Origin of the sequence: Lentzea sp. NBRC 105346, assembly GCF_030269605.1 — a bacterium.
Classification (GTDB): Bacteria; Actinomycetota; Actinomycetes; order Mycobacteriales; family Pseudonocardiaceae; genus Lentzea.
Genome location: NZ_BSTQ01000005.1, coordinates 266,220 through 292,572, shown reverse-complemented (window position 1 = coordinate 292,572; position 26,353 = coordinate 266,220). Strand labels below are relative to the sequence as shown.

Here is a 26,353-nt window from a genome sequence, read left to right as displayed (position 1 = left end):
TGTTGTGTATAGCGGTGTAGCTCAGTTGGTAGAGCAAGCGGCTCATAATCGCTGTGTCGCCGGTTCAAGTCCGGCCACCGCTACTCGGCAAGATCCCCGCCAGACGGTAAGCCCGGACTGGGACATCGGGGCAAACGCGCTCTCAGGAAGGCAAGGACCGTGGCTGCAACCGACGTACGCCCGAAGATCACCCTCGCGTGCGAGGAGTGCAAGCACCGGAACTACATCACCAGGAAGAACCGGCGCAACGACCCGGACCGCCTGGAGATCAAGAAGTTCTGCCCGAACTGCAAGACGCACCGCGCGCACAAGGAAACCCGCTGAGCGCGTAGTCACAGCTGCAACGTTGAGGCCGCCCCGGTTCCGGGGCGGCCTCTTCGCGTAATCTGCTGCGGTGCCACTGGATCCCAGCTTCATCGGACGCACGTACCCGCCGTCCGACGTCTACGAGGTGAGCCGCGAGAAGATCCGCGAGTTCGCCGACGCGACCGGCGCCACCAGTCCCGCGCACCGCGACCCGGAGGCCGCGAAGGCCCTGGGCTACCGGGACGTCATCGCGCCCCCGACGTTCGCGATCGTGGTGGCGATGAAGGCCAACGAGACGATCATGTTCGACCCGGCGCTGGGGCTGGACTACAGCCGGGTCGTGCACGGCGACCAGAACTTCGTGCACCACCGCCCGGTCACCGCGGGCGACCGCCTGGTCAGCGTCGCGCACATCGACTCGATCACCCAGCGCATGGGCAACGACATGATCACCGTGCGCGCCGAGATCGGCACCGAGGACGGCGAGCCCGTCACCACCGCCCGCTCCATGCTCGTCGTCAGGGGAGAAGACGCGTGAACGTGCCGAACGTGGGCGACGAACTGCCCCCGCTGTCCGTGCGCCTCACCCGCGCGGACCTGGTGCGCTACGCGGGCGCGTCGCTCGACTTCAACCCGATCCACTGGAACGAGCAGACCGCCAAGGCCGTCGGCCTCCCGGACGTCATCGCGCACGGGATGCTGACCATGGCGGTCGCCTCTCGCGTTGTCGCCGAGTGGACCGGCGACCCCGGCCGCATCGTCGAGTACGGCACCCGCTTCGGCCGCCCCGTCGTCGTGCCGAACGACGACGAGGGGGCGCTCGTCGAGGTGACCGCGAAGGTCACGAAGGACTTCGAGGACGGGACCGTCAAGGTCAACATCAACGCCACGTTCGAAGGGAAGTCCGTGCTCACGGGGGCCTTCGCCCGCGTGCGCGTGTCCTAGAAGCCGGTGCAGCTGACCATCGCGAACCGGCCGGACGCGGTCTCGGTCTTCTTGACCACGCCGTCGACGGTGACCTTGCACGTCAGGGTGCCGCCCTCGGCGCCGGTCGTCGCGGTCACCGAGCCGCCCTTCAACAGGCCCTTGACCTTGAAGTCCTTCTGCCACGGCAGGGCCGCGACGGCCTCCTGAGCCGGCGGGGCCACGGTGTCGTCGCCGAACGTGGTGTACGTCACGGTGACGTCCCTGGCGTCACCGGAGAGCTCGTACACGACGGTGGCCTCGCGCGCGGCCTCCTCCTGGACGTTGCTGGCTACCGCGCCGAAGAAGACCGTCCACGCGATGCACACGAGCAGACCGCACAGCGACAGGGCGATGCCCGCGATCGCCAGCCCCTTGTTCGTGGCCCGGCCCTTGTTGGCCTTGCCGAGTCCGACGATGCCGAACACCAGGCCGAGGATCACCATCGGCCAGGCCACCACGCCGACCAGCGGGATGAAGCTGAACAGCAGGCCCAGCAGCCCGAGGACGAGGGCGGCCACACCCATCCCGTTCTGCGGCGGTTGTGGCTGCTGCTGCGGCGGGTGGATCGGCGCGTACTGCGGCTGCTGGTAGGTCATGTCATCTCCTCGACCTGGGCGTTCTGGGCTTGGAAGCCGTCTGGCCCGAGGAACGGTCATCTGTTGACGGAGCTGACTGAAGTAACCCGAACGAGACCTCGCCGGCGGATGTGGCAAGCTGTGGTGGGCTCGCCGAAGTGATCGAAAGACGGTTCGACGGGCCTGATTGGAGTGTGCGGGTGAGCATGCCGTAGACTTCCGGTCTCAGGACGACGTGAACCTGCCTCACGGGCCACGTGGGGGTAGTGAAGTTCGTCCATAGCCAGGGGGATCGCGAGATCCCAAAGGGGTGTAGCTCAACTGGCAGAGCAGCGGTCTCCAAAACCGCAGGTTGCAGGTTCAAGTCCTGTCGCCCCTGCGTCGAAGCGCAATTGTTGAGCGGAGGACGGCATGAGCGAGGGCCGCGAGCAGGACCAGCCGGAGGAGCGCGAGGGCGCGTCCCGGCCGGTTACCGCTGCGGCGCGACGTGAGCGTCGTGCCTCCTCCCGTCCTGCCGCTCGCAAGGACGCTGCGTCGAAGAGCGCCAAGTCCGACGACGAGTCGGAGGACGGCGCCAAGAAGGGCCGCCCGACCAAGGCTCGGGACAACCAGGAGAAGCGTCCGGGATTCATCGCCCGCTTCTTCCGGTTCCTCCGTGAGGTCGTCGGCGAGCTGCGCAAGGTCATCTGGCCGACGCGCAAGCAGCTGGTGACGTACACCGGCGTCGTCCTGGTGTTCGTCATCTTCATGGTGGCGTTGGTGTGGGGACTCGACGTCGGCTTCGGCGCGGCCGTTTTCAAGCTGTTCGGCTGAGCCGGACAGGCTGCCGCTGCAATAAGGAAGCGAGATTCCACAGTGACCTCCGAGAACGGCGTTGACGCCCAGGAGCTGACCGACCTGACCGACGAGGCGTTCGACAACGCCGACGCGGCCGAGCCGGTTGAGTCGGAGGACACGGACAGCCTCGCGGTCGACGAGACGTCTGAGGACGAGGCTCCGGTCGACGAGACCCCGATCGACGCCGAGATCGCGGACCCCGCCGAGGAGATGCGTCAGGCCCTGCGCCACGCCCCCGGCGACTGGTATGTCGTGCACTCGTACGCCGGTTACGAGAACAAGGTCAAGACGAACCTCGAGACGCGTATCCACACGCTCGACATGGAGGACTTCATCTTCCAGGTCGAGGTGCCGACCGAGGAAGTCACCGAGATCAAGAACGGCCAGCGCAAGCAGGTGCAGCGCAAGGTGCTGCCCGGCTACATCCTGGTCCGGATGGAGCTGACGGACGCCTCGTGGAGCGCGGTGCGCAACACGCCCGGTGTCACCGGCTTCGTCGGTGCGACCTCCAAGCCCTCCCCGTTGACCATCGACGAGGTGCTGAAGTTCCTGCTCCCGCAGACGGAGCAGAAGCCGGCCGAGGGCAAGAAGGCCACCACTGCCGCACCGAAGCCGACCATCGAGGTCGACTTCGAGGTCGGCGAGTCGGTCACCGTCATGGACGGCCCGTTCGCCACGCTGCCCGCGACGATCTCCGAGGTCAACGCGGACGGCCAGAAGCTGAAGGTCCTGGTGTCGATCTTCGGCCGGGAGACGCCGGTCGAGCTGTCGTTCAGCCAGGTCTCCAAGATCTGAGCGATCTCCCTGCGGAGATCGATCGGCCACGCTGCGGCTGGCAGGGCCGCGCGCGGACACTGCAATAACAGGAAGTATTGAGATGCCTCCCAAGAAGAAGAAGCTGTCAGCGATCATCAAGCTGCAGATCAAGGCCGGTGCGGCGAACCCCGCTCCGCCCGTTGGTCCTGCGCTTGGTCAGCACGGCGTCAACATCATGGAGTTCTGCAAGGCCTACAACGCCGCGACCGAGTCGCAGCGTGGCACGGTCGTGCCGGTCGAGATCTCCGTGTACGAGGACCGGTCGTTCGACTTCAAGCTCAAGACCCCGCCGGCCGCCAAGCTGCTGCTTGCCGCCGCTGGTGTGGAGAAGGGCTCGGGCGAGCCGCACCGCACCAAGGTCGCGAAGGTGACCATGGACCAGGTGCGCCAGATCGCCCAGACGAAGATGGTCGACCTCAACGCGAACGACGTCGAGCAGGCCGCCAAGATCATCGCCGGTACCGCCCGTTCCATGGGCATCACCGTCGAAGGCTGACATTCGAGAAAGCGTGGGAGAGCCAGCGCTGGCTCACGAACCACGAACTGATCCACTTTTAGTTAGGACAGAGTTATGAAGCGCAGCAAGGCCTACAAGCAGGCCGCCGAGCTGGTGGACCGGGAGCGGCTGTACTCGCCGCTGGAGGCCGCCAAGCTCGCCAAGGAGACCTCCAAGGTCAAGCTGGACGCGACCGTCGAGGTCGCGATCCGCCTCGGCGTCGACCCCCGCAAGGCCGACCAGATGGTCCGCGGCACCGTGAACCTGCCGCACGGTACGGGCAAGACCGCCCGCGTGATCGTCTTCGCGACCGGTGACAAGGCCGCCGAGGCCGAGGCCGCCGGTGCGGACGCCGTTGGCTCCGAGGACCTGATCGAACGCATCCAGGGTGGCTGGCTCGACTTCGACGCCGCCATCGCGACCCCCGACCAGATGGCGAAGGTCGGTCGTATCGCCCGCATCCTCGGCCCGCGTGGCCTGATGCCGAACCCGAAGACCGGCACCGTGACCCCCGAGGTCGCGAAGGCGGTCAACGACATCAAGGGCGGTAAGATCAACTTCCGCGTCGACAAGCAGGCCAACCTGCACCTGGTCATCGGCAAGGTGTCGTTCGAGCCGGAGAAGCTCGTCGAGAACTACGCCGCGGCGCTGGACGAGGTCCTCCGGGCCAAGCCGTCCGCCGCCAAGGGCCGGTACGTGAAGAAGGTCACCGTCTCCACCACCATGGGGCCTGGCATCCCGGTCGACCCGAACCGCACCCGGAACCTGCTCTCCGACGAGGCCTGATTCCGTCGTAGCAACGAAAACGCCCGCAGGCGTTGCTCGGGGCGAGCTGTGTTCGCGGAAAGCGCGAACCAGCTCGCCCCGCCGTGTTTTCTGGGGGTGCAACCCCCAGACCCCGCCCGGCGGGCTCCGCCCCCGGACCCCCGACGGCGGGCGTTTTCGCGTGTTCTATCCGCAGGCGCTCGGCGTGTAGTCCACGATCACCCAGCCCTGGTTGATCTTCTCGACGACGAACGTGCCGAGCCGCGGCCCGCCACGAACGTCCAGCTCGCACGAGTCGATGGTGACCTTGCCGCTCGCCGGCGGCGTCATCATGCTCGGCGGGAACCCGACGACCTGGTACGCGGTCGGATCGGTGATCTTGCTCTTCAGTGCCGCGATCGTGGCCGGGCAGTCCTTCTCGCCGAACGCCTGCGCGAACTTCGTCTTCACCTGGTCCGTGACGAAGAGCCCGCACCCGAACTTCGGGTCGCCGTCGGCGACGTACGCGTACATCCGCCCGACCGTCCCCTGCAGACCGACCGGTGAGGGCAGGCCCTGCGCGCCACCGGTGACACCGCCGCTGTCGTGCGCGATGCCGCCGCCGGGGTCCTCGCTGACGAAGTAGTGGTTGTACGCCCAGAGGGCGAAGATCCCGACGACCGCGAGGTAGATGAGGCGGCGGAACAGCTTGCTGCCCAACAGGATCTGCCACAGCGGCTTCGGCTTCTGCGGGATCTGCTGAGGGGGTGGTGGAGGCGTTCCACCACCCGTCGCCTGCTGGTACCGCTGGAACTCCTGGAAGCGCTGGAACTCCTCGAACTGCCGAAGCTGCTCGGGGTCGATCGGCGGCGGAGGCGGGACCCGCGGCGTCAGGTCCTTGCCGGGCTCGTCAGTCACACGTCACATCATGCCGATTTGGGCTTCGCAGTACACGACCGGTACTGTGTACAGCGGTTCTACCGAAGACCGCTGGTCATCTCCGTCAGGAGAACGAAGGCCCCGTTGCAACACGGGCGGCCCGCGCAGGGAGGACGAGGCAGTTCCTATGTGACGCCCCGTGCTGTTTCTGCGCGTGGGCGTTTCTGTTGTTTCGGGACCTTCTCGCCGGCGGTCACCCAGCCCAGAGAGGAGGCGATCATGGCGAAGCCCAGCAAGGTTACGGCGGTCGCTGAGCTCGCGGACAAGTTCCGCGGCAGCTCGGCAGCTGTTGTCACCGAGTACCGTGGCCTCTCCATGGCGCAGCTCACCACGCTGCGTCGCGCTCTCGGCGCGGGCACCACGTACACCGTCGCGAAGAACACGCTGGTCAAGCGTGCCGCAGAGGACGCCGGCATCCAGGGCCTCGAGGCCCTGCTCGCCGGCCCGACCGCCATCGCGTTCGTCGATGGCGAGCCGGTCGACGCCGCCAAGGCGCTGCGCGACTTCGCGAAGGACAACAAGGCCCTGATCATCAAGGGCGGCTACATGGATGGCCGTCCCCTCTCGGTCGACGAGGTCACCGCGATCGCGGACCTCGACAGCCGTGAGGTGCTGCTCGCCAAGCTGGCGGGCGCGATGAAGGGCAACCTGTCCAAGGCCGCGGCCCTGTTCAACGCCCCGGCTTCTCAGGTTGCTCGCCTGGCTGCTGCCCTGCAGGAGAAGAAGGCCGGCTCGGCCGACGCTCCCGCCGACGAGAGCTGATCACCCGAAGACAACCCCGCTCTCGCGCGGGATATGAGAAAGGAACGCCATCATGGCGAAGCTCAGCACCGAAGAGCTGCTCGACGCTTTCAAGGAGATGACCCTCCTGGAGCTGTCCGACTTCGTGAAGCAGTTCGAGGAGACCTTCGAGGTCACCGCCGCCGCTCCGGTCGCCGTTGCCGCTGTGGCCGGCCCCGGTGGCGCTGCTGCCCCCGCCGAGGAGGAGAAGGACGAGTTCACCGTCGTCCTCGAGGGCGCCGGCGACAAGAAGATCCAGGTCATCAAGGTCGTCCGTGAGGTCGTCTCGGGTCTGGGTCTGAAGGAGGCCAAGGAGCTGGTCGAGTCCGCTCCGAAGCCGCTCCTGGAGAACGTGGCGAAGGACGTCGCCGACGCCGCCAAGGAGAAGCTCGAGGCCGCTGGCGCCAAGATCTCGCTCAAGTGATCTTGGCCCGTATGGGCTGATTTACGGCCGCGCATCCCGGTGGGGTGCGCGGCCGTTTTCGTTGTTGGCTGCCGGTTCCGTGCGTGCCTTCTTTGCCTGTCGGTTGCGTGCGTGCCTTCTTTGGCTGCCGGTTCCGTGCGTGGTCGGCTGCCTGTTTGTGTTGACGCGGCGGCTTTCGTGATGGGTTGCTAGTGCGACGCGGCGGCTTTGTAGCGCGCCTTCGGCGCCTTGGGGGCTCCGCCCCCTAAGAGCCCCCGGCTCAGCTCAAAGAGGGGCCCAGCCCTGGGTTGCGTTTCGTAGTGGGTCGCCTTGGGTGGTGTGCCCCTCCCGTCGCATCGCACCAGAGGCAGCCACAACTGAGCCCCGAGGTCAAGCGAAAAGCGTGCTTGACCTCGGGGCTCAGTTGCGGCAGGGCTTCGCCTGCGATGCGACGGGAGGGGCCCACCACCTGGTGGTTTTGTGCGCTGGCGCGCTCTTGGGGGTTAGGGGGCGTTCAACCTATTGGGTGGTGATGTACCGTCCCCGTCGCGCAGCGGGTAGCCCTGTTTGATGCTTTACGAACCAGTTACGTTATGGGACCGATACCTCGTTAGGCCAACTGGTGAGTAACCCACTCGGGTCATGCTCGTTGCACCTATATGACGCCGGCCGCCCGGCGTCCTGGTGTTTTGCGGAGGTGCGGATGGGCGTCGAGGTGGTCGTCGAGGGTCTGACCAAGTCCTTCGGCAAGCAGACCATCTGGGGTGACGTGACCCTGACACTCCCGCCCGGTGAGGTCAGCGTGATGCTGGGGCCGTCGGGAACGGGTAAGTCCGTGTTCCTGAAATCCCTGGTGGGGTTGCTCAAACCCGAGAAGGGTAAGATCGTCATCAACGGGGTCGACCTCGTTCGGTGCTCGGAGCACAAGCTCTACGAGATCCGGAAGATGTTCGGCGTCCTGTTCCAGGATGGCGCGCTGTTCGGGTCGATGAACCTGTACGACAACATTGCGTTCCCGTTGCGGGAGCACACCAAGAAGACCGAGGCCGAGGTTCGGCGCATCGTCCTCGAGAAGATGGAGATGGTCGGTCTCGTCGGTGCGGAGAAGAAGCTCCCCGGTGAGATCTCCGGCGGTATGCGCAAGCGTGCGGGACTGGCGCGGGCGCTGGTGCTCGACCCCGAGATCATTCTGTGCGACGAGCCGGACTCCGGGCTCGACCCGGTGCGCACGGCGTATTTGAGTCAGTTGCTGATCGACCTCAACGCGCAGATCGACGCGACGATTCTCATCGTCACGCACAACATCAATATTGCCCGGACCGTGCCGGACAACCTCGGCATGTTGTTCCGGCGCGAGCTCGTCATGTTCGGGCCTCGGGAAGTGCTGCTCACCAGTGACGAGCCCGTGGTGGAGCAGTTCCTCAACGGGCGTCGGCTCGGGCCGATCGGCATGTCCGAGGAGAAGGACCAGGCCACGATGGCCGCCGAGCAGGCGCACGCTGACGCTGGGCACTCCGACGGGTCGCTGGACGAGGATGTGCGGGGTGTGGTGCCGCAGCTCGAGCCGACGCCGGGGTTGCCGAAGCGCGATGCGGTGCGGCGGCGCAAGGACCGGGTCATGTCGATTCTGCACACGCTGCCGCATGAGGCTCAGCAAGGGATCATTGCCAGCCTTACGCCTGAGGAGCAGGAGCACTACCGCGTGCACGCTGGTGCGCCCAGCCCGTGGCCTCGTCATGGTGGTGTTCTGTGACGACTCAGACTTTTCCCGGCGCCGCGGCTCTCAAAGAGACCGGCAGGCTGTGCCAGCTCGGCATCGACGTCACCAAGGCCAGCTTCAAGAAGCCGTTCCAGCTGCGGGAGTTCATACAGCAGAGCTGGTTCATCGTCAGCGTGACGGTGCTGCCGACGGCGCTGGTCAGTATCCCGTTCGGCGCGGTTATCGCGTTGCAGCTGGGGTCTTTGACTCGGCAGATCGGTGCGCAGTCGTTCACCGGTGCGGCCAGCGTGCTGGCGATCATTCAGCAGGCCAGTCCGATTGTGACGGCGCTGCTCATCGCGGGTGCCGGTGGTAGTGCCATCTGTGCGGATCTTGGTAGTCGCAAGATTCGTGAGGAGATCGACGCCATGGAGGTGCTCGGCGTCTCGCCGATTCAGCGCCTCGTCGTTCCTCGCGTGCTCGCCGCGATGCTGGTGTCGGTGTTGCTCAACGGCATGGTCAGCGTTGTTGGTGTGCTCGGTGGTTACTTCTTCAACGTGATCATGCAGGACGGTACGCCGGGTGCCTATCTGGCCAGCTTCAGTGCGCTCGCGCAGTTGCCGGATTTGTGGATCTCCGAGATCAAGGCGTTGATCTTCGGGTTCATCGCGGGCATTGTTGCCGCGTATCGCGGCCTCAACCCCGCTGGTGGGCCCAAGGGTGTGGGTGACGCGGTCAACCAGGCCGTGGTCATCACATTCCTGCTCTTGTTCTTCGTCAACTTCGTCCTCACCACGATCTATCTGCAGGTCGTGCCCGCGAAGGGGAGCTGACGACAATGGCGAACAAAGCAGTCAGCACGATCGACGATTTCGGCGACCAGCTCGCGTTCTACATCAAGGCGCTGGCCTGGACGCCGCGCGCGCTCAAGCGGTACATGAAGGAGACGCTGCGGCTGCTGGCCGAGGTGAGCTTCGGTAGCGGTGCGCTGGCGGTCATCGGCGGCACGATCGGTGTGATGGTCGGGCTGTCGGTGTTCACCGGCACGGTCGTCGGTCTGCAGGGGTTCACCGCCCTCAACCAGATCGGTACCAGTGCGTTCGCCGGCTTCGTCAGTGCGTACTTCAACACCCGTGAGATCGCGCCGCTGGTGGCGGGCCTCGCGTTGAGTGCGACGGTGGGAAGTGGCTTCACCGCTCAGCTCGGCGCCATGCGGATCTCCGAGGAGATCGACGCGCTGGAGGTCATGGGCATTCCCAGCCTGCCGTTCCTCGTCACCACGCGGATCATCGCGGGCTTCGTCGCGATCATTCCGCTGTACGTGATCGGCCTGCTCACCAGTTATCTGGCCGCTCGCTTGATCACGGTCGAGTTCTTCGGGCAGTCAGCGGGTACGTATGACCATTACTTCAACCTGTTCCTACCGCCGATCGACGTGCTGTGGTCGTTCGGCAAGGTCCTCGTCTTCGCAGTCGTGATCATCATGACCCACTGCTACTACGGCTACCGCGCCAGCGGTGGTCCGGCGGGCGTCGGTGTCGCGGTCGGCCGTGCTGTGCGGACGGCCATCGTCACCACCGCGCTGCTCGACTTCTTCCTCAGCCTTGCTATCTGGGGCGCTACGACGACGGTGAGGATCGCGGGATGAGGCACCGGATTCTCGGCATCGCCTTCCTCGTCGCGATCGCCATGTTCGTGTCGCTCACGGTGGCGATCTACCGGGACGCGTTCGGCGACTACGTCAAGGTCACGCTGAAGACCGACCACATCGGCAACCAGCTGCAGACCGCCAGCGACGTCAAGGTTCGCGGGCTGATCGTCGGCAGCGTGAAAGCCGTGCGTACCAAGGGTGACGGAGCCGAGCTCGAGCTGGCCCTGTTGCCGGACAAGGTCGACCAGATTCCGGCGAACGTCTCCGCGCGCCTGTTGCCCAAGACGCTCTTCGGCGAGCGGTACGTGAACCTCGTGCTGCCGCCGCAGAAGGCGGGCAAGATCCGCGGCGGCGACACGATCCAGCAGGACAAGTCCAGCAGCGCGATCGAGCTCGAGCGCGTGCTCGACGATCTGATGCCGGTGCTGCAGTCGATCCAGCCGGAGAAGCTCGCCACGACGCTCACCGCGTTGTCGCAGGCGCTCGACGGCCGGGGCAAGCCGCTCGGTACGACGCTCGTGTCGCTCGACCAGTACCTCGGTGAGCTCAACCCGCAGCTGCCGTTGCTGAAGCAGAACATCAGCAAGCTCGCGGACGTCGCGAACGTCTACTCCGACGCCGCGCCGGATCTGATCAACGCGCTCAACGACATGACCGTCACCAGCAAGACGCTGGTGGAGCAGCAGCAGAACCTGCTCACCCTGTACGGGACGATGACGACCACGTCGCAGGACCTGACGAGCTTCCTGACCGTGAACAAGAACAACCTGATCCAGCTGAACAAGACGTCGCGTCCGACGCTCGAGCTGCTGGGCAAGTACGCGCCCGAGTACCCATGCCTGCTCAAGCAGCTCGCGGAGTTCGAGCCGCTGATCAGCAAGGCGTTCGGTGAGGGCACCAACGAGCCCGGCCTGCACATCACGCTGGAGATCACGCAGAACCGCGGCAAGTACCTGCCCAACAAGGACGAACCCGAGTACAAGGACAAGCGCGGTCCGCGCTGTTACGACATCACGCCGCGGCCGGACCCCTTCCCCCAGTACCCGCCGGACGGCCCGGTGCAGGACGGCTCGTCCGCACCGCCGCCCGCCCGCGTCGCGCAGGACGGCATCCTGCCGCCGGCCACCGCACAGGGATTCACCGGCACGTCGGCCGTCCAGGGTGCTCCCAGCATCGCGAACTCCCCGGAGGAGATGGCGTTGATCGCGGCGCTGTTCGGTCCGCAGGTGGGTGTCGAGTACCAGCAGATGCCCAGCTGGTCCGCGTTGTTGCTCGGTCCGCTCGCACGGGGAACGGAGGTGACGGTCAAGTGAGGGGAGTCGCCGCACCGCTGACGAAGCTCATCGCGTTCGCCGTGGTCACGATCGTCGCGACCTCGCTCCTCGCGGTGACCATCGCCAACGTCAACCTGGCCAGCGCCACGGACTACACCGCGCGGTTCACCGACGTCACGGCGTTGAACGAGGGCGATGACATCCGCATCGCCGGTGTCCGCGTCGGCCAGGTCGACCAGATCAGCGTGGTCGACCGCAGGCTCGCCGAGGTCAAGTTCTCGATCGACGGCGACCGCAAGCTGCCCGAGTCGGTCACCGCGACGATCAAGTACCGCAACCTCGTCGGCCAGCGCTACATCGCGCTGGAGTACGGCACGGGCAAGACCGGGCTGCTGCCCGAGGGCGGCGTGATCCCGTTGGACCGCACCAAGCCCGCGCTCGACCTGACCGTGCTGTTCAACGGCTTCAAGCCGCTGTTCCAGGCGCTGTCGCCGGAGGACGTCAACAAGCTCAGCTTCGAGATCATCCAGGTGCTGCAGGGCGAAGGCGCGTCGATCGACAGCCTGCTCAAGCACACCGCGTCGCTCACGTCCACGCTCGCCGGCAAGGACAAGGTGATCGGCGAGGTCATCGGCAACCTGAACACGGTGCTGGACACCGTGAACTCGCGTGGCGACGACCTGAACAACCTGGTGATCACGTTGCAGCAGCTCGTTTCCGGGCTGGCGCAGGACAAGGACGCGATCGGTGACGCCATCACCGGCATCGGCGACCTGACCAACTCGACCGCGGGGCTGCTCGAACAGGGCCGCCAGCCGTTGAAGGACGACATCGCGAACCTCGGCCTCGTCGCGAAGACGCTGGGCGACAACGAGCAGATCGTCGAGGGCGTGCTGCAGCGTCTGCCGAACAAGCTGGAGACGATCACGCGGACCGCGACCTACGGCTCCTGGTTCAACTTCTTCCTCTGCGAGGGCAGCGGAAAGGTGGCCGTGCCGCCGGTCATCAACGACCCGATTCCGATCACGGCGCTGCCGGTGACACAGCAGAGGTGCCGCCGATGAGCACGAAACGGAACCCGATCGCCGTCGGCGCGATCAGCCTGACCCTCATCACGCTGTTGCTGCTGGCCGCGTTCTACTCCGACGAACTTCCGATCGTCGGCGGCGGCACCAGCTACGCGGCGAACTTCAGCGAGGCCGCGGGCCTGGTGCCGGGCAACGAGGTCCGCGTCGCGGGCGTGAAGGTCGGCAAGGTCACCAAGGTCGGCCTCGACGGCGACAAGGTGCGCGTGACGTTCAAGGTCAAGGACGCCTGGATCGGCGACCGCACGACCGCGATGATCCGCATCAAGACGTTGCTGGGCCAGAAGTTCCTGTCGCTGGACCCGCAGGGCAGCCAGCCGCTGTCCCCGAGCCAGCCGATCCCCAAGGAGCGCACGCTCGCGCCGTACGACGTGAACGAGGCGTTCAACGGCCTGGCGACCACGGTCGGCCAGATCGACACCAAGCAGCTGGCGGACAGCTTCACCGTGCTGTCCGACACCTTCAAGGACTCGCCGGAGCACGTGCGCGGCGCGCTGGACGGGCTGTCCGCGTTGTCGAAGACGATCTCGTCGCGCGACGAGCAGCTGGCGAAGCTGCTGGACAACACCAAGCAGATCACCAAGACGCTGTCCGACCGCAACGAGCAGTTCGAGAAGCTGCTCAGCGACGGCAACGTGCTGCTCGGCGAGCTGCGCAAGCGTCGTGAGGCGATCCACGCGCTGCTCACCGGCACGCAGACGCTCTCGCGCGAGCTGTCCGGTCTGGTGAACGACAACAAGGATCAGCTGCGGCCGGCACTGCAGCAGCTGGAGCGCGTCACGACCATGTTGCAGCGCAACCAGGACAGCCTCGACCGCAGCCTCGGGCTGATGGCGCCGTTCTACCGGGTGTTCGCCAACACCCTGGGCAACGGCCGCTGGTTCGACACCTACATCTGCGGCCTGCTCCCGCCGTCGGTGAACCTCGGCGTCGTCGGGTTCAACGAGGAAGGCTGCCTGCCGCCGGGGGTGCAGCGATGACGACCGCCAACAGCAAGCTGGGCAAGGACATCGGCCGCGCGATCGCCATCGCGTGCGTGCTGGCGCTGGTCGCGTCCTTCGGGATGTGGTGGCTCTTCTCCGGCGCCAACAGCCGCAAGATCACCGCGCACTTCGCCGCGGCCGTGGGCGTGTACCCCGGCTCGGACGTGCGGGTGCTCGGCGTGCGGGTCGGCACCATCGAGGAGGTCGTGCCGGAGGGCAAGGCGGTCCGCGTGGTGCTGAGCGTCGACCGCTCGGTGCGCATCCCTTCGCAGGCGCAGGCCGTCGTGGTCGCGCCCAGCGTCGTGAGCGACCGGTACGTGCAGCTCTCGCCGGTCTACACGGGCGGGCAGACGCTCGGCGACAACGCCGTGATCCCGCGTGAGCGGACGGCGACGCCGGTCGAGCTCGACGATCTGTACGCGTCGCTGGACAAGCTCACCACCGCGCTCGGTCCCAACGGCGCCAACGCCGACGGCGCGCTGGCCGACCTGCTCAACACCGCGGCCAAGAACCTCGACGGCAACGGCCAGTCGCTCAACGACATGCTGAAGAACCTCGGCCAGGCCACCCGCACGCTGTCCGGGTCCAAAGAGGACCTCTTCGCCACGGTCGACAACCTGCAGAAGTTCACCGCGATGCTGGCCGCGAACGACAGTCAGGTGCGGGACTTCAACACGCAGCTCTCGCAGGTCGCGAAGTTCCTCGCCGAGGACCGCGACGACCTCGGCGCCGCGCTGAAGGAGCTGGCCACCGCGCTCGGCCAGGTGCAGGGGTTCATCAAGGACAACCGTGACGTGCTCAAGTCCAATGTGGACAAGCTCTCGACGATCACGCAGGTGCTCGTCAACCAGCGGGCCGCGCTCGCCGAGACGCTCGACGTCGCGCCGCTCGCGCTGGGCAACCTGCAGAACACCTACAACGCCGCGTCCGGCACGCTCGACACGCGGGCGAACATCAACGAGCTCAGCCAGCCGCCGATCGTGCTGATCTGCAAGCTGGTCCAGCAGGCGTCGCCGAACAACGTGCCGCCGGTGCTCGCCCAGACGTGCAAGCAGCTGGAGCCGATCCTGAGCGGCAAGGACAAGCTGCCGACGCCGGCCCAGGTGATCGGCAGCCTCAACGAGGGCAAGCTCCCGCTGCCCCTTCCGCTGGCGGGGGTGCCGAGCAAGTGAAGCGACTCATCGTGGTGATGGCACTGCTCGCGGCGGGCTGTGGTTCCGGCGGGTTCGACGGCGTCTACAACATGCCGCTGCCCGGTGGCGCCGATGTCGGCGACAGCCCGTACCACGTCAAGGTGCGGTTCAAGGACGTCCTGGACCTCGTGCCGCAGGCCGGCGTGAAGGTCAACGACGTGCCGGTCGGCCGGGTCGAGAAGATCGACCTCGCGCCGGACGGCTGGACCGCCGAGGTGACGCTGCTGGTCAACGGCGACGTCTCGTTGCCGGCCAACGCGTTCGCGAAGCTGCGGCAGTCCGCGTTGCTCGGCGAGAAGTACGTCGAGCTGGGCAAACCGCAGGACGGGACCGGGAAGCTCGCGAACGACGCGGTCATCCCGATCGAGCGGACCAACCGCAACCCCGAGGTCGAAGAGGTCTTCGGCGCGTTGTCGTTGCTGCTCAACGGTGGTGGCGTCGCGCAGTTGCAGAACATCACCAAGGAGCTCAACAACGCGCTGTCCGGCAACGAGGCCGAGATCCGCTCGCTGCTGGGCAACCTGGACAAGTTCGTCGGCGACCTGGACGCGCACAAGGCCGAGATCGTCCGCGCGCTGGACGGCCTCAACCGGCTCGGCGGCACGCTCGCCGCGCAGAACCAGCAGCTCGGCACGGCCATCACGGACCTCGGACCGGGCCTCAAGGTGCTCAGCGACCAGCGCACCCAGCTGGTCACGCTGCTGCAGTCGCTCGACAAGCTGTCCGACGTCGCGGTCGACACGGTGAACAAGAGCCGTGACGACATCGTCGCGAACCTCAAGGCGCTGCAGCCGACGCTGCAGAAGCTCGTCGAGTCCGGCCAGAACCTGCCGAAGGCGTTCGAACTGCTGCTGACCTACCCGTTCCCGGACGCCGCGGTCGACGGCATCAAGGGCGACTACACGAACCTCTACGCCGACCTCGACCTGAACCTGGGCACGGTGCTGGACAACCTGAGCCGGTCGCGGCAGTCGCCGCTCGACGGGATCCTGCCGCCCAGCACACCGTTGCCGCTGCCCAACCTGCCGCTGCCCCTCGGGCAGAGCGGCAGCACCGGGCTGGGCGACGTGCTGGGCGGGCTGCTGGGAGGTGGCAAGTGATCACCCGAGGGACGAAGGTCAAGATCGTCGCGTTCGTGCTGATCGCGTTGCTCGGCATCAGCTACGTCAGCGCCAACTACGTGGGCCTGTTCAAGCGGTCCACGTACACGGTGACGATGCAGCTCGCCGACTCCGGCGGCATCTTCTCCAACGCCGAGGTCACCTACCGCGGTGTCACCATCGGCCGCGTCGGGGCCATGCGTCTCACGCCGGACGGCATCGACGTCGACCTGGAGATCCAGCCGGACGCGCCGCGTGTCTCGGCGGACACCGAGGCCGTCGTCGCGAACCGGTCGGCCGTGGGTGAGCAGTTCGTCGACCTGCGCCCGAAGAACGGCGACGGGCCGTACCTGCAGGCCGGGTCGGTCATCCCGCGCAGCGCGACGAAGACGCCGCCGCCGGTGGACAACCTGCTGACGAACCTGGACGCGTTCGCCAAGTCCGTGCCGACCGACTCGCTCAAGACGGTCGTGGACGAGCTGCACAACGCGTTCAACGGCACCGGCGGCGACCTGCAGGTGCTGCTGGACAACACCCAGTCGTTCACGCAGGCCGCCAAGGACCACCTGCCGCAGACCACCGCGTTGCTGCGCGACGGCAAGATCGTGCTGACCACGCAGGCCGCGCAGGGCAGTGCCATCCGGTCGTTCTCCGCGGACCTCAAGCTCGTCGCCGAGCAGCTGAAGGTGTCCGACGGCGACCTGCGCCGGCTGATCGCCGCGGTGCCGCCGGTGTCCGAGCAGGTCTCCGGTCTGCTGCGGGAGAGCGGCCCGAACCTGGGCGTGGTGTTCGCGAACCTGCTCACGACGTCGAACATCCTGGTGACCAGGCGCGACGGCCTCGAGCAGATCGCCGTCACGTACCCGCTGGCCGTCGGCGGTGGCTTCACCGTCGTGCCCGGCGACGGCACCTCGCACTTCGGCCTCGCGCTGAACCTCTTCGACCCCGCGCCGTGCACGGTCGGCTACGAGGGCACGAAGATCCGGAAGGGCACCGACACCACTCCGGCGGCCCTGAACACGCAGGCCTACTGTGCCCTTGCCCGCGGATCGGCCACCTCGGTTCGCGGATCGCAGAATGCGCCGTACGGTGGAACGCCGACGACCCCGGTCGGCAACGCGACGACCCAGCCGGGCCAGGAGCCGACCCAGGCCGCCGAGCCCCCGCTGCTGACCAGCCTCGGTCAGCTGCTGGGTCTGCCGAACTAGTAGGGAGCTGTTGCAAGTGAACGTCCGACTGGTCACCGCGATCACCGCTGTCCTGGCGGTGCTCGCCTTCGGGTACGCCGCGTGGGCCGGGGTGTCCTGGTACAGCGCGTCGCACAGCGACTCGTCGGAGTTCGCCGCGCACCGCGACGAGGCGCTCGCCGCGGGGCAGACCGGCATCAACAACTTCCTGACGCTGGACTACCACAAGGTGGACGAGGACCTGAACCGCTGGCTCAGCTCGTCGACCGGTGAGCTGCGGGCCGAGATCGACAAGGACAAGGACGCCCGGAAGAAGCAGCTCGTCGACGCCAAGACGGTGACGACGTCGAAGGTGCTCGACGCCGCGGTGACCGAGCTGGACGACCGGTCCGGCAAGGCGAAGGTCATCGCCGTCGTGGAGAGCACGGTGACCCCGGAGGGCGGCCAGGCCGTCCGCAAGGTCAACCGGTACATCACCGAGCTCACCCGTACCGAGGACGGGTGGAAGCTCAGCCAGCTCGGCCCCCTGCGGGCCGGCGGCGCCTGAGCAACCCCGTACTCCGAGGATTGGATTCCGCACGTGCCCCCCATCCGCCGCCGCCCCGTCCCCACGCCGCCAGCCGGTGGCCGTCCCAAGGTCGCCGGGCTGCACCGCCGCGCCGACGTCCCCGGCGAGGAGTCCACCGAGGTCACCCAGGCCTTCGTGGAGGACGTGGCCGCCGAGGAGAGCACCGCCGAGACCACGCCCGAGACCAAGGCCGCCGCGACCAACGCCCCCTCGACCAAGGCCCAGAAGAAGGCGCCGAAGAAGGCCGAGGCCGAGGTCGCCGAGCCGCTCGACGCCCCCAAGCCGTGGCAGCCGAGCTGGGTGCTGGCCGGGGCGCTGCTGGTCGTCGCGCTGCTGCTGGGCGGGCTCGGGTTCTGGTTCCAGCAGCAGGCCGGCAAGACGTCCTTCGACGCCGCGCTGGTCGACGCCAACGCGACGTCCGAGGTGAACGGCCAGGTCAGGGAGGGCGTCGAGAAGGCGTTCTCGTACAACTTCGCGGACGTCGCCGCCACCGAGAAGGCCGCGAACGAGCTGCTCACGGGCAAGGCGAAGTGCCAGTACAACGCCGTGTTCGGCCCGGTGAAAACGCTGGCGCCCGAGCAGAAGCTCGTCGTCACGGTGAAGGTCGTCGCGAGCGCGGTGAGCTCGTTGAAGGACGACCACGCGACCGTGCTGGTGTTCGTCGACCAGGTCACGACCCGCACGACGGACAACCAGACCGGCGGCGGCACGGCCATGCTCCGCGCGGGGGCGCAGAAGGCCGACGGGCGCTGGAAGATCGACAACATGGAGATGTTCGGCCAGACCGCTGAGCAGGCCGAGCAGATGAAACAGTGTCGGTGAAAGCCTTTCTAGGACCCGACACACGTGATCTCGATCACAGTTTCACGGTCCGAACTCGTGGCGCTCTGTAAAGCCGCTTGAAGAACGCCAACCTTTCACCAAATCGACCGTACTCGTGTTTCCGCAGGTCAAAACCCGTGACTGCCGGTGAACGCCGCTTCCTCCACAGGGGTGATCGCGCCGTGGCATCTTGACTGCGCGCTCATGTGGGGTCACTCTGTCGGTGAACACGAGAAAGGTCCTTCCAGGTGCCTCTCGACAGTCGCCGTGCGCGTGGCTAGACTGCCCCTTTGCGCTGCCCATTTTCCGCTTGCCCTTCGCCGAGAGCGTGGATAGCTGGGCATCGCCGCACCCTTGACAGCCGTGCTAGTTCGCTCTAGCCAGCTACATGTCCCTGGAAGGACGCATCTTGGCGATCTCTCGCGCGACCAAGGCCACTGCTGCGACCAACTCCACGTCGGGGATTCCTGGAGCGCCCAAGCGGGTCAGTTTCGCAAAGATCAACGAACCGCTTTCGACGCCCAACCTGCTCGACCTGCAGATTCAGTCCTTCGAATGGCTCACCGGCGACGAGGCGTGGTTCCAGCGTCGCGTCGACGCCGGCGACGAGACCCCCACGAGCGGCCTCGAAGAGGTCCTCAACGAGATCTCGCCGATCGAGGACTTCTCCGGCTCCATGTCCCTGTCCTTCTCCGACCCGCGCTTCGACGAGGTCAAGGCCTCGACCGAAGAGTGCAAGGACAAGGACATGACGTACGCGGCCCCGTTGTTCGTCACGGCGGAGTTCACCAACCACACCACTGGCGAGATCAAGAGCCAGACGGTGTTCATGGGTGACTTCCCGATGATGACCGACAAGGGCACGTTCATCATCAACGGCACCGAGCGCGTCGTGGTCTCCCAGCTCGTCCGTTCGCCCGGCGTTTACTACGACACCGCGGTGGACAAGACGACCGACAAGGACGTCTTCAGCGTCAAGATCATCCCGTCCCGGGGTGCCTGGCTGGAGTTCGACGTCGACAAGCGCGACACCGTTGGTGTCCGCATCGACCGCAAGCGACGTCAGCCCGTCACGGTGCTGCTGAAGGCACTGGGCTGGAGCACGGAACAGATCCGCGAGCGGTTCGCGTTCAGCGAGACGTTGCTGACCACGCTCGAGAAGGACCACACCGCAGGCACCGACGAGGCGTTGCTCGACATCTACCGGAAGCTGCGTCCGGGCGAGCCGCCGACGAAGGAGTCGGCGCAGGCGCTGCTGGAGAACCTGTTCTTCAAGGACAAGCGCTACGACCTCGCCAAGGTCGGCCGGTACAAGGTCAACAAGAAGCTCGGCCTGGACATCGACATCAACACCGGTGTGCTGACCGAGGACGACATCGTCACGACGATCGAGTACCTGGTCCGCCTGCACGCCGGTGAGACCAGCATGCAGCCTGGCGAGACCGAGGTGCCGGTCGAGGTCGACGACATCGACCACTTCGGCAACCGCCGCCTGCGCACCGTCGGCGAGCTGATCCAGAACCAGATCCGGGTCGGCCTCTCCCGCATGGAGCGCGTGGTCCGCGAGCGGATGACCACCCAGGACGTCGAGGCGATCACGCCGCAGACCCTGATCAACATCCGCCCGGTCGTCGCCGCGATCAAGGAGTTCTTCGGAACCTCCCAGCTGTCGCAGTTCATGGACCAGACCAACCCCCTCGCGGGCCTGACCCACAAGCGCCGCCTCTCGGCGCTGGGTCCGGGTGGTCTGTCCCGTGAGCGGGCCGGCATGGAGGTCCGTGACGTCCACCCGTCGCACTACGGCCGCATGTGCCCGATCGAGACGCCGGAAGGCCCGAACATCGGCCTGATCGGTTCGCTCTCGTCGTACGCGCGGGTCAACCCGTTCGGCTTCATCGAGACGCCGTACCGCAAGGTCGTCGACGGCCGGGTCACCGACCAGATCGACTACCTGACGGCGGACGAAGAGGACCGCTACGTCAAGGCGCAGGCGAACTCGCCGACCGACGCTGACGGCAACTTCCTCGAGGAGAAGGTCCTCGTCCGCAAGAAGGGCGGCGAGGTCGAGTTCATCGACCCGAGCAACGTCGACTACATGGACGTCTCGCCGCGCCAGATGGTGTCGGCCGCGACGGCCATGATCCCGTTCCTCGAGCACGACGACGCGAACCGCGCCCTGATGGGTGCGAACATGCAGCGTCAGGCGGTGCCGCTGCTGCGCAGCGAGTCCCCGCTGGTCGGTACCGGCATGGAGCTGCGTGCCGCGGTCGACGCCGGTGACGTCGTCGTCGCCAAGAAGACGGGTGCGGTCGAGGAGGTCTCCGCCGACTACATCACGGTCATGGCGGACGACGGCTCGCGGCAGACCTACGGCCTGCACAAGTTCCGCCGGTCGAACCAGGGCACCTGTATCAACCAGAAGCCCATCGTCAACGAGGGCGACCGCGTTGAAGAGGGCCAGGTCCTGGCTGACGGCCCGTGCACCGAGAACGCCGAGATGGCGCTCGGCAAGAACCTGCTCGTGGCGATCATGCCGTGGGAAGGCCACAACTACGAGGACGCGATCATCCTGTCGCAGCGCCTCGTGCAGGACGACGTTCTCACCTCGATCCACATCGAGGAGCACGAGATCGACGCCCGCGACACGAAGCTGGGCGCCGAGGAGATCACCCGGGACATCCCGAACGTCTCCGAGGAGGTCCTGGCCGACCTCGACGAGCGCGGCATCATCCGGATCGGCGCCGAGGTCCAGCCCGGCGACATCCTGGTCGGCAAGGTCACGCCCAAGGGTGAGACCGAGCTGACCCCGGAGGAGCGCCTGCTCCGCGCGATCTTCGGTGAGAAGGCGCGCGAGGTCCGCGACACCTCGCTCAAGGTGCCGCACGGCGAGTACGGCAAGGTCATCGGTATCCGCGTCTTCAGCCGTGAGGACGACGACGAGCTGCCTCCGGGCGTCAACGAGCTCGTCCGCGTCTACGTGGCCCAGAAGCGCAAGATCCAGGACGGTGACAAGCTCGCCGGCCGCCACGGCAACAAGGGCGTCATCGGCAAGATCCTCCCCGTCGAGGACATGCCGTTCCTCGAGGACGGCACGCCGGTCGACATCGTGCTGAACACGCACGGTGTGCCGCGTCGTATGAACATCGGCCAGGTGCTGGAGACCCACCTCGGGTGGATCGCCAAGCAGGGCTGGAGCGTCAACGGCGACCCGGACTGGGCGAAGAACCTGCCGGAGGAGCTGTACGAGGTCGAGCCCGGCACGCGCACCGCGACCCCGGTGTTCGACGGCGCTCGCGAGGAGGAGATCACGGGCCTGCTCGGCTCGACGATCCCGAACCGCGACGGCGAGCGGATGGTCAAGGAGAACGGCAAGGCGCAGCTCTTCGACGGCCGCTCCGGCGAGCCGTACCCGTTCCCGGTGTCCGTCGGCTACATGTACATCCTGAAGCTGCTGCACCTGGTCGACGACAAGATCCACGCCCGTTCGACCGGCCCGTACTCGATGATCACGCAGCAGCCGCTGGGTGGTAAGGCGCAGTTCGGTGGTCAGCGGTTCGGTGAGATGGAGTGCTGGGCGATGCAGGCGTACGGCGCCGCATACACCCTGCAGGAGCTGCTCACGATCAAGTCCGACGACGTGCTCGGCCGCGTGAAGGTCTACGAGGCCATCGTCAAGGGCGAGAACATCCCGGAACCCGGCATCCCGGAGTCCTTCAAGGTGCTGCTCAAGGAGCTGCAGTCGCTGTGCCTCAACGTCGAGGTCCTGTCTTCGGACGGTGCCGCGATCGAGATGCGCGACGGCGACGACGAGGACCTGGAGCGCGCGGCAGCGAACCTCGGCATCAACCTGTCGCGGTCCGAGTCGCCCTCCGTCGACGACGTCGTCAACTAGCCCTCGCCGGTCACCGGGGCATGCCTCCCGCTCGCCCCGGTGACCTTCCGACCAGCTCCTTTGCCACCGATCTAAAAAGGGGAAGAGAGTAGACGTGCTCGACGTCAACTTCTTCGATGAGCTCCGCATCGGTCTCGCGACCGCGGACGACATCCGCCAGTGGTCCTACGGCGAGGTCAAGAAGCCCGAGACCATCAACTACCGCACGCTCAAGCCTGAGAAGGACGGCTTGTTCTGCGAGAAGATCTTCGGTCCCACCAGGGACTGGGAGTGCTACTGCGGCAAGTACAAGCGCGTTCGGTTCAAGGGCATCATCTGTGAGCGCTGCGGCGTCGAGGTGACCCGTGCGAAGGTGCGCCGTGAGCGGATGGGCCACATCGAGCTCGCCGCTCCCGTCACGCACATCTGGTACTTCAAGGGCGTTCCCAGCCGGTTGGGCTACCTGCTCGACCTGGCCCCCAAGGACCTCGAGAAGATCATCTACTTCGCCGCCTACGTGATCGTGGGCGTCAACACCGAGCTGCGCCACAACGACCTGCCCACGCTCGAGAACGAGATGCAGGTCGAGCGCAAGCGCGTCGAGAACAAGCGCGACGCCGACGTCGAGGCCCGCGCGCAGAAGCTCGAGGCCGACCTCGCCGAGCTGGAGGCGGAGGGCGCCAAGTCCGACGTCCGCCGCAAGGTGAAGGAGGGCGGCGAGCGCGAGATGCGCCAGCTCCGCGACCGGGCCCAGCGTGAGCTGGACCGGCTCGACGAGATCTGGAGCACCCTCACCAAGCTCGAGAAGGGTCAGCTGATCGCGGACGAGCTCCTGTACCGGGAGCTGTACGACCGCTACGGCGACTACTTCGAGGGCGCGATGGGCGCCGAGGCCATCCAGAAGCTGCTGGGTGACTACGACGTCGACGCCGAGGCCGACATCCTGCGCGAGACGATTCGCAGCGGTAAGGGCCAGAAGAAGCTGCGTGCCCTCAAGCGGTTGAAGGTCGTCGCCGCGTTCCAGGCGACCCGCAACAACCCGCAGGGCATGGTGCTCGACTGCGTCCCGGTGATCCCGCCGGACCTGCGTCCGATGGTGCAGCTGGACGGTGGCCGCTTCGCGACCTCCGACCTGAACGACCTGTACCGCCGCGTGATCAACCGCAACAACCGCCTCAAGCGACTGATCGACCTCGGCGCGCCCGAGATCATCGTCAACAACGAGAAGCGGATGCTGCAGGAGGCCGTCGACGCGCTGTTCGACAACGGCCGCCGCGGTCGCCCGGTCACCGGTCCCGGTAACCGCCCGCTGAAGTCGCTGTCCGACCTGCTGAAGGGCAAGCAGGGCCGGTTCCGCCAGAACCTGCTCGGCAAGCGTGTCGACTACTCCGGCCGTTCGGTCATCGTGGTCGGCCCGCAGCTCAAGCTGCACCAGTGCGGTCTGCCCAAGCAGATGGCGCTGGAGCTCTTCAAGCCGTTCGTGATGAAGCGGCTGGTCGACCTCAACCACGCGCAGAACATCAAGTCCGCCAAGCGGATGGTCGAGCGTGCGCGCCCGGCCGTGTGGGACGTGCTGGAAGAGGTCATCACCGAGCACCCGGTGCTGCTGAACCGTGCACCCACGCTGCACCGCCTCGGCATCCAGGCCTTCGAGCCGCAGCTGGTCGAGGGCAAGGCCATCCAGCTGCACCCGCTGGTCTGTGAGGCGTTCAACGCCGACTTCGACGGTGACCAGATGGCTGTTCACCTGCCGCTGTCGGCCGAGGCGCAGGCCGAGGCCCGCGTGCTGATGCTGTCGTCCAACAACATCCTGTCCCCGGCGTCCGGCAAGCCGCTGGCCATGCCGCGTCTGGACATGGTGACGGGTCTGTACCACCTGACCCGCCACAAGGAGGGCGACCTGGGCGAGGGCCTCGCGTTCTCGTCGCCGGCCGAGGCGCTGATGGCGTTCGACCGCAAGGTCCTGGGCCTGCAGGCGATGGCGAAGATCCGGATCACGGACAAGTCGCCGGCCCGCGGCGAGGAGCCCGAGGGCTGGGAGCCCGGTCAGCCGTGGCTGGCCGAGACCACCCTGGGCCGGGTCCTGTTCAACGAGATCCTTCCGCAGGACTACGCCTTCATCAACGAGGTCATGCCCAAGAAGCGGCAGGCCGTGATCATCAACGACCTCGCCGAGCGGTACCCGATGGTCACCGTCGCCCGGACGCTGGACAAGCTGAAGGACGCCGGTTTCTACTGGGCCACCCGTTCCGGCGTGACCGTCGCGATCTCGGACGTCCTCGTGCCGGAGGCCAAGCAGGGCATCCTCGAGGAGCACGAGCGTCTCGCGGAGGCCGTCGAGAAGCGCTACCAGCGCGGTCAGCTCTCCAACGCGGAGCGCAACAACGAGCTGGTCAAGGTGTGGACCAAGGCCACCGAAGAGGTCGCCGAGGTCATGGAGGCCAACTTCCCCGAGGACAACCCGATCCGCATGATCGTGAAGTCCGGCGCGGCGGGCAACATGACCCAGGTCCGCTCGCTCGCGGGTATGCGTGGTCTGGTCACGAACCCGAAGGGTGAGTACATCCCGCGTCCGATCAAGCACTCGTTCCGCGAGGGCCTGTCGGTGCTGGAGTACTTCATCGCGACCCACGGTGCCCGCAAGGGTCTGGCCGACACCGCGCTTCGTACCGCCGACTCGGGTTACCTGACCCGTCGTCTGGTGGACGTCTCGCAGGACGTCATCATCCGCGAGGTCGACTGTGGCACCACGCGCGGCGTGAACATGACGGTCGGCGAGCAGCTGGGCGACAAGGTCGGCCTGCACGAGTTCGCGCAGACCTCCGTGTACGCGCGGACCGTGGCGGACGACATCCTCGACGCGCAGGGCAACCTGGTGCTCAACCGCGGCGACGACCTGGGCGACCCCGCCCTGGAGCGCCTGGTCGAGGCCGGCGTGCTGCGGGTCAAGGTCCGCTCCGTGCTGACCTGTGAGTCCGCGGTCGGTGTGTGTGCGTCCTGCTACGGCCGTTCGATGGCGACCGGCAAGCTGGTCGACGTCGGCGAGGCCGTCGGTATCGTCGCCGCCCAGTCGATCGGTGAGCCCGGTACGCAGCTGACGATGCGTACGTTCCACCAGGGTGGTGTCGCCGGTGACGACATCACCACCGGTCTGCCCCGTGTGCAGGAGCTCTTCGAGGCTCGTGTGCCGAAGGGCAAGGCGCCTATCGCGGACGTCGACGGCCGGGTGCGCATCGAGGACGGCGACCGCTTCTACAAGATCACGCTCATCCCGGACGACGGTTCCGAGGAGATCGTGTTCGAGAAGCTGTCGAAGCGTCAGCGGCTCGCCAACACCCCGACCGGCCCGCTGCAGGACGGCGACCACGTGTCCGTCGGCCAGCAGCTGCTGGAAGGTACGCCCGACCCGCACGAGGTGCTGCGCGTCATGGGTCCGCGTGAGGCCCAGCTGCACCTGGTGCAGGAAGTGCAGAAGGTGTACCGCGCCCAGGGTGTGGCCATCCACGACAAGCACATCGAGGTCATCGTGCGGCAGATGCTCCGCCGCGTGACGATCATCGACTCGGGCGCCACGGAGTTCCTGCCCGGTTCCCTCGTGGAGCGGGCCGACTTCGAGTCCGGTAACCGCGCTGTCGTCGCCGAGGGCGGCGAGCCGGCTTCGGGTCGTCCGGTGCTGATGGGTATCACGAAGGCGTCGCTGGCCACCGACTCGTGGCTGTCCGCCGCCTCCTTCCAGGAGACCACGCGTGTCCTGACCGACGCCGCCATCAACGGCCGGTCGGACAAGCTGATCGGCCTGAAGGAGAACGTGATCATCGGTAAGTTGATCCCGGCTGGTACGGGGATCAACCGGTACCGCAACATCCAGGTCCAGCCCACGGAGGAGGCGCGCGCTGCCGCGTACGCCATTCCTTCTTACGACGACGGCTACTACACGCCGGACGTCTTCGGGACTGGCACCGGTGCTGCTGTGCCGCTCGACGACTACGACTTCGGTCGCGACTACCGCTAGTCCGTAGCTGAAACGGCCCCCGGAGCCTCCCTTGGGTTCTAGGGGT

24 protein-coding genes and 2 tRNA genes are annotated in these 26,353 nt (G+C 66.7%); 24 read left to right on the top strand and 2 right to left on the bottom strand.

Going from position 1 to position 26,353, the window contains the following annotated elements; genetic code table 11:
• Positions 1 to 10: 10 nt before the first annotated feature.
• From QSK35_RS13515 to QSK35_RS13500, 4 genes are all read left to right on the top strand, one after another.
• Positions 11 to 83, top strand: a tRNA-Met gene (locus tag QSK35_RS13515).
• 76 nt (positions 84 to 159) lie between these two features.
• Positions 160 to 324 (top strand): 50S ribosomal protein L33, encoded by a 165-nt coding sequence (rpmG, locus tag QSK35_RS13510; RefSeq protein ID WP_015105301.1) that lies wholly within the window; start codon positions 160 to 162, stop codon positions 322 to 324.
• Between the two features lie 70 nt (positions 325 to 394).
• Complete coding sequence (locus tag QSK35_RS13505) at positions 395 to 844, top strand: MaoC family dehydratase N-terminal domain-containing protein (RefSeq protein WP_285745814.1); 450 nt, start codon at positions 395 to 397, stop codon at positions 842 to 844.
• Positions 841 to 1,251: a MaoC family dehydratase gene (locus QSK35_RS13500; protein WP_285745812.1), complete on the top strand. Its 411-nt coding sequence runs from the start codon at positions 841 to 843 to the stop codon at positions 1,249 to 1,251. Before QSK35_RS13505 ends, QSK35_RS13500 begins: the two co-directional genes overlap by 4 nt.
• On the opposite strand, the gene QSK35_RS13495 is transcribed toward QSK35_RS13500, so the two are convergent.
• Complete coding sequence (locus QSK35_RS13495; protein ID WP_285745810.1) at positions 1,248 to 1,868, bottom strand: MmpS family transport accessory protein; 621 nt, start codon at positions 1,866 to 1,868, stop codon at positions 1,248 to 1,250. The two genes, QSK35_RS13500 and QSK35_RS13495, sit on opposite strands and share 4 nt — an antisense overlap.
• Before the next feature lie 285 nt (positions 1,869 to 2,153).
• On the opposite strand from QSK35_RS13495, the gene QSK35_RS13490 reads away from it, so the two are divergent.
• The 5 genes from QSK35_RS13490 (at position 2,154) to rplA (ending at position 4,782) form a co-directional block, all read left to right on the top strand.
• A tRNA-Trp gene (locus tag QSK35_RS13490) sits at positions 2,154 to 2,226 on the top strand.
• A gap of 32 nt (positions 2,227 to 2,258) precedes the next feature.
• A complete protein-coding gene (gene secE, locus QSK35_RS13485; RefSeq protein WP_285745808.1) occupies positions 2,259 to 2,660 on the top strand; it encodes a preprotein translocase subunit SecE in 402 nt (133 codons plus the stop codon).
• A 42-nt stretch (positions 2,661 to 2,702) separates the two neighbouring features.
• Positions 2,703 to 3,479 (top strand): transcription termination/antitermination protein NusG, encoded by a 777-nt coding sequence (gene nusG, locus QSK35_RS13480; protein WP_285745806.1) that lies wholly within the window; start codon positions 2,703 to 2,705, stop codon positions 3,477 to 3,479.
• Between the two features lie 82 nt (positions 3,480 to 3,561).
• Positions 3,562 to 3,996, top strand: coding sequence for a 50S ribosomal protein L11 (gene rplK, locus QSK35_RS13475; RefSeq protein ID WP_285745804.1), 435 nt, complete (start codon positions 3,562 to 3,564; stop codon positions 3,994 to 3,996).
• 75 nt (positions 3,997 to 4,071) lie between these two features.
• The gene (rplA, locus tag QSK35_RS13470) at positions 4,072 to 4,782 is read left to right on the top strand and encodes a 50S ribosomal protein L1 (protein ID WP_285745802.1); all 711 of its coding nucleotides are present in this window, start codon (positions 4,072 to 4,074) and stop codon (positions 4,780 to 4,782) included.
• Between the two features lie 165 nt (positions 4,783 to 4,947).
• Here the strand turns inward: rplA and QSK35_RS13465 are convergent, their stop codons facing one another.
• Positions 4,948 to 5,658 carry a hypothetical protein gene (locus QSK35_RS13465; RefSeq protein ID WP_285745800.1) on the bottom strand — a complete coding sequence of 237 codons (711 nt, stop codon included), beginning with the start codon at positions 5,656 to 5,658 and terminating at the stop codon, positions 4,948 to 4,950.
• Positions 5,659 to 5,898: 240 nt separating this feature from the next.
• Here QSK35_RS13465 and rplJ point away from each other — a divergent pair, with 240 nt between their 5' ends.
• The 15 genes from rplJ to QSK35_RS13390 all read left to right on the top strand — a co-directional run bounded on the left by rplJ (position 5,899) and on the right by QSK35_RS13390 (position 26,307).
• Positions 5,899 to 6,441: a 50S ribosomal protein L10 gene (gene rplJ / locus QSK35_RS13460; protein ID WP_285745798.1), complete on the top strand. Its 543-nt coding sequence runs from the start codon at positions 5,899 to 5,901 to the stop codon at positions 6,439 to 6,441.
• Positions 6,442 to 6,493: 52 nt separating this feature from the next.
• A complete protein-coding gene (rplL, locus tag QSK35_RS13455) occupies positions 6,494 to 6,883 on the top strand; it encodes a 50S ribosomal protein L7/L12 (protein ID WP_285745797.1) in 390 nt (129 codons plus the stop codon).
• A 682-nt stretch (positions 6,884 to 7,565) separates the two neighbouring features.
• On the top strand, positions 7,566 to 8,615 hold the full coding sequence (locus QSK35_RS13450; protein ID WP_285745795.1) for an ABC transporter ATP-binding protein: 1,050 nt from the start codon (positions 7,566 to 7,568) through the stop codon (positions 8,613 to 8,615).
• Complete coding sequence (locus QSK35_RS13445) at positions 8,612 to 9,394, top strand: MlaE family ABC transporter permease (RefSeq protein WP_285745793.1); 783 nt, start codon at positions 8,612 to 8,614, stop codon at positions 9,392 to 9,394. Before QSK35_RS13450 ends, QSK35_RS13445 begins: the two co-directional genes overlap by 4 nt.
• 5 nt (positions 9,395 to 9,399) lie before the next feature.
• Positions 9,400 to 10,209, top strand: a complete 810-nt coding sequence (locus QSK35_RS13440; RefSeq protein WP_285745791.1) for an MlaE family ABC transporter permease — start codon at positions 9,400 to 9,402, stop codon at positions 10,207 to 10,209.
• Positions 10,206 to 11,525, top strand: a complete 1,320-nt coding sequence (locus tag QSK35_RS13435) for an MCE family protein (protein ID WP_285745789.1) — start codon at positions 10,206 to 10,208, stop codon at positions 11,523 to 11,525. Before QSK35_RS13440 ends, QSK35_RS13435 begins: the two co-directional genes overlap by 4 nt.
• Positions 11,522 to 12,550, top strand: a complete 1,029-nt coding sequence (locus QSK35_RS13430) for an MCE family protein (RefSeq protein WP_285745787.1) — start codon at positions 11,522 to 11,524, stop codon at positions 12,548 to 12,550. Before QSK35_RS13435 ends, QSK35_RS13430 begins: the two co-directional genes overlap by 4 nt.
• Positions 12,547 to 13,551 carry an MCE family protein gene (locus tag QSK35_RS13425; protein ID WP_285745785.1) on the top strand — a complete coding sequence of 335 codons (1,005 nt, stop codon included), beginning with the start codon at positions 12,547 to 12,549 and terminating at the stop codon, positions 13,549 to 13,551. Before QSK35_RS13430 ends, QSK35_RS13425 begins: the two co-directional genes overlap by 4 nt.
• Positions 13,548 to 14,726 (top strand): MCE family protein, encoded by a 1,179-nt coding sequence (locus QSK35_RS13420; protein ID WP_285745783.1) that lies wholly within the window; start codon positions 13,548 to 13,550, stop codon positions 14,724 to 14,726. The genes QSK35_RS13425 and QSK35_RS13420 overlap by 4 nt, the downstream gene beginning before the upstream one ends.
• Positions 14,723 to 15,847 (top strand): MCE family protein, encoded by a 1,125-nt coding sequence (locus QSK35_RS13415; protein ID WP_502881649.1) that lies wholly within the window; start codon positions 14,723 to 14,725, stop codon positions 15,845 to 15,847. Before QSK35_RS13420 ends, QSK35_RS13415 begins: the two co-directional genes overlap by 4 nt.
• Positions 15,844 to 17,055, top strand: a complete 1,212-nt coding sequence (locus QSK35_RS13410) for an MCE family protein (RefSeq protein WP_285745781.1) — start codon at positions 15,844 to 15,846, stop codon at positions 17,053 to 17,055. Before QSK35_RS13415 ends, QSK35_RS13410 begins: the two co-directional genes overlap by 4 nt.
• A 16-nt stretch (positions 17,056 to 17,071) precedes the next feature.
• Positions 17,072 to 17,581 carry an Rv1363c family protein gene (locus QSK35_RS13405; RefSeq protein WP_285745779.1) on the top strand — a complete coding sequence of 170 codons (510 nt, stop codon included), beginning with the start codon at positions 17,072 to 17,074 and terminating at the stop codon, positions 17,579 to 17,581.
• 33 nt (positions 17,582 to 17,614) lie between these two features.
• The gene (locus QSK35_RS13400; protein ID WP_285745776.1) at positions 17,615 to 18,424 is read left to right on the top strand and encodes a hypothetical protein; all 810 of its coding nucleotides are present in this window, start codon (positions 17,615 to 17,617) and stop codon (positions 18,422 to 18,424) included.
• 409 nt (positions 18,425 to 18,833) lie between these two features.
• Positions 18,834 to 22,316 carry a DNA-directed RNA polymerase subunit beta gene (gene rpoB / locus QSK35_RS13395; protein ID WP_285745774.1) on the top strand — a complete coding sequence of 1,161 codons (3,483 nt, stop codon included), beginning with the start codon at positions 18,834 to 18,836 and terminating at the stop codon, positions 22,314 to 22,316.
• Positions 22,317 to 22,410: 94 nt separating this feature from the next.
• Positions 22,411 to 26,307, top strand: a complete 3,897-nt coding sequence (locus tag QSK35_RS13390; protein WP_285745772.1) for a DNA-directed RNA polymerase subunit beta' — start codon at positions 22,411 to 22,413, stop codon at positions 26,305 to 26,307.
• Positions 26,308 to 26,353 lie beyond the last annotated feature (46 nt).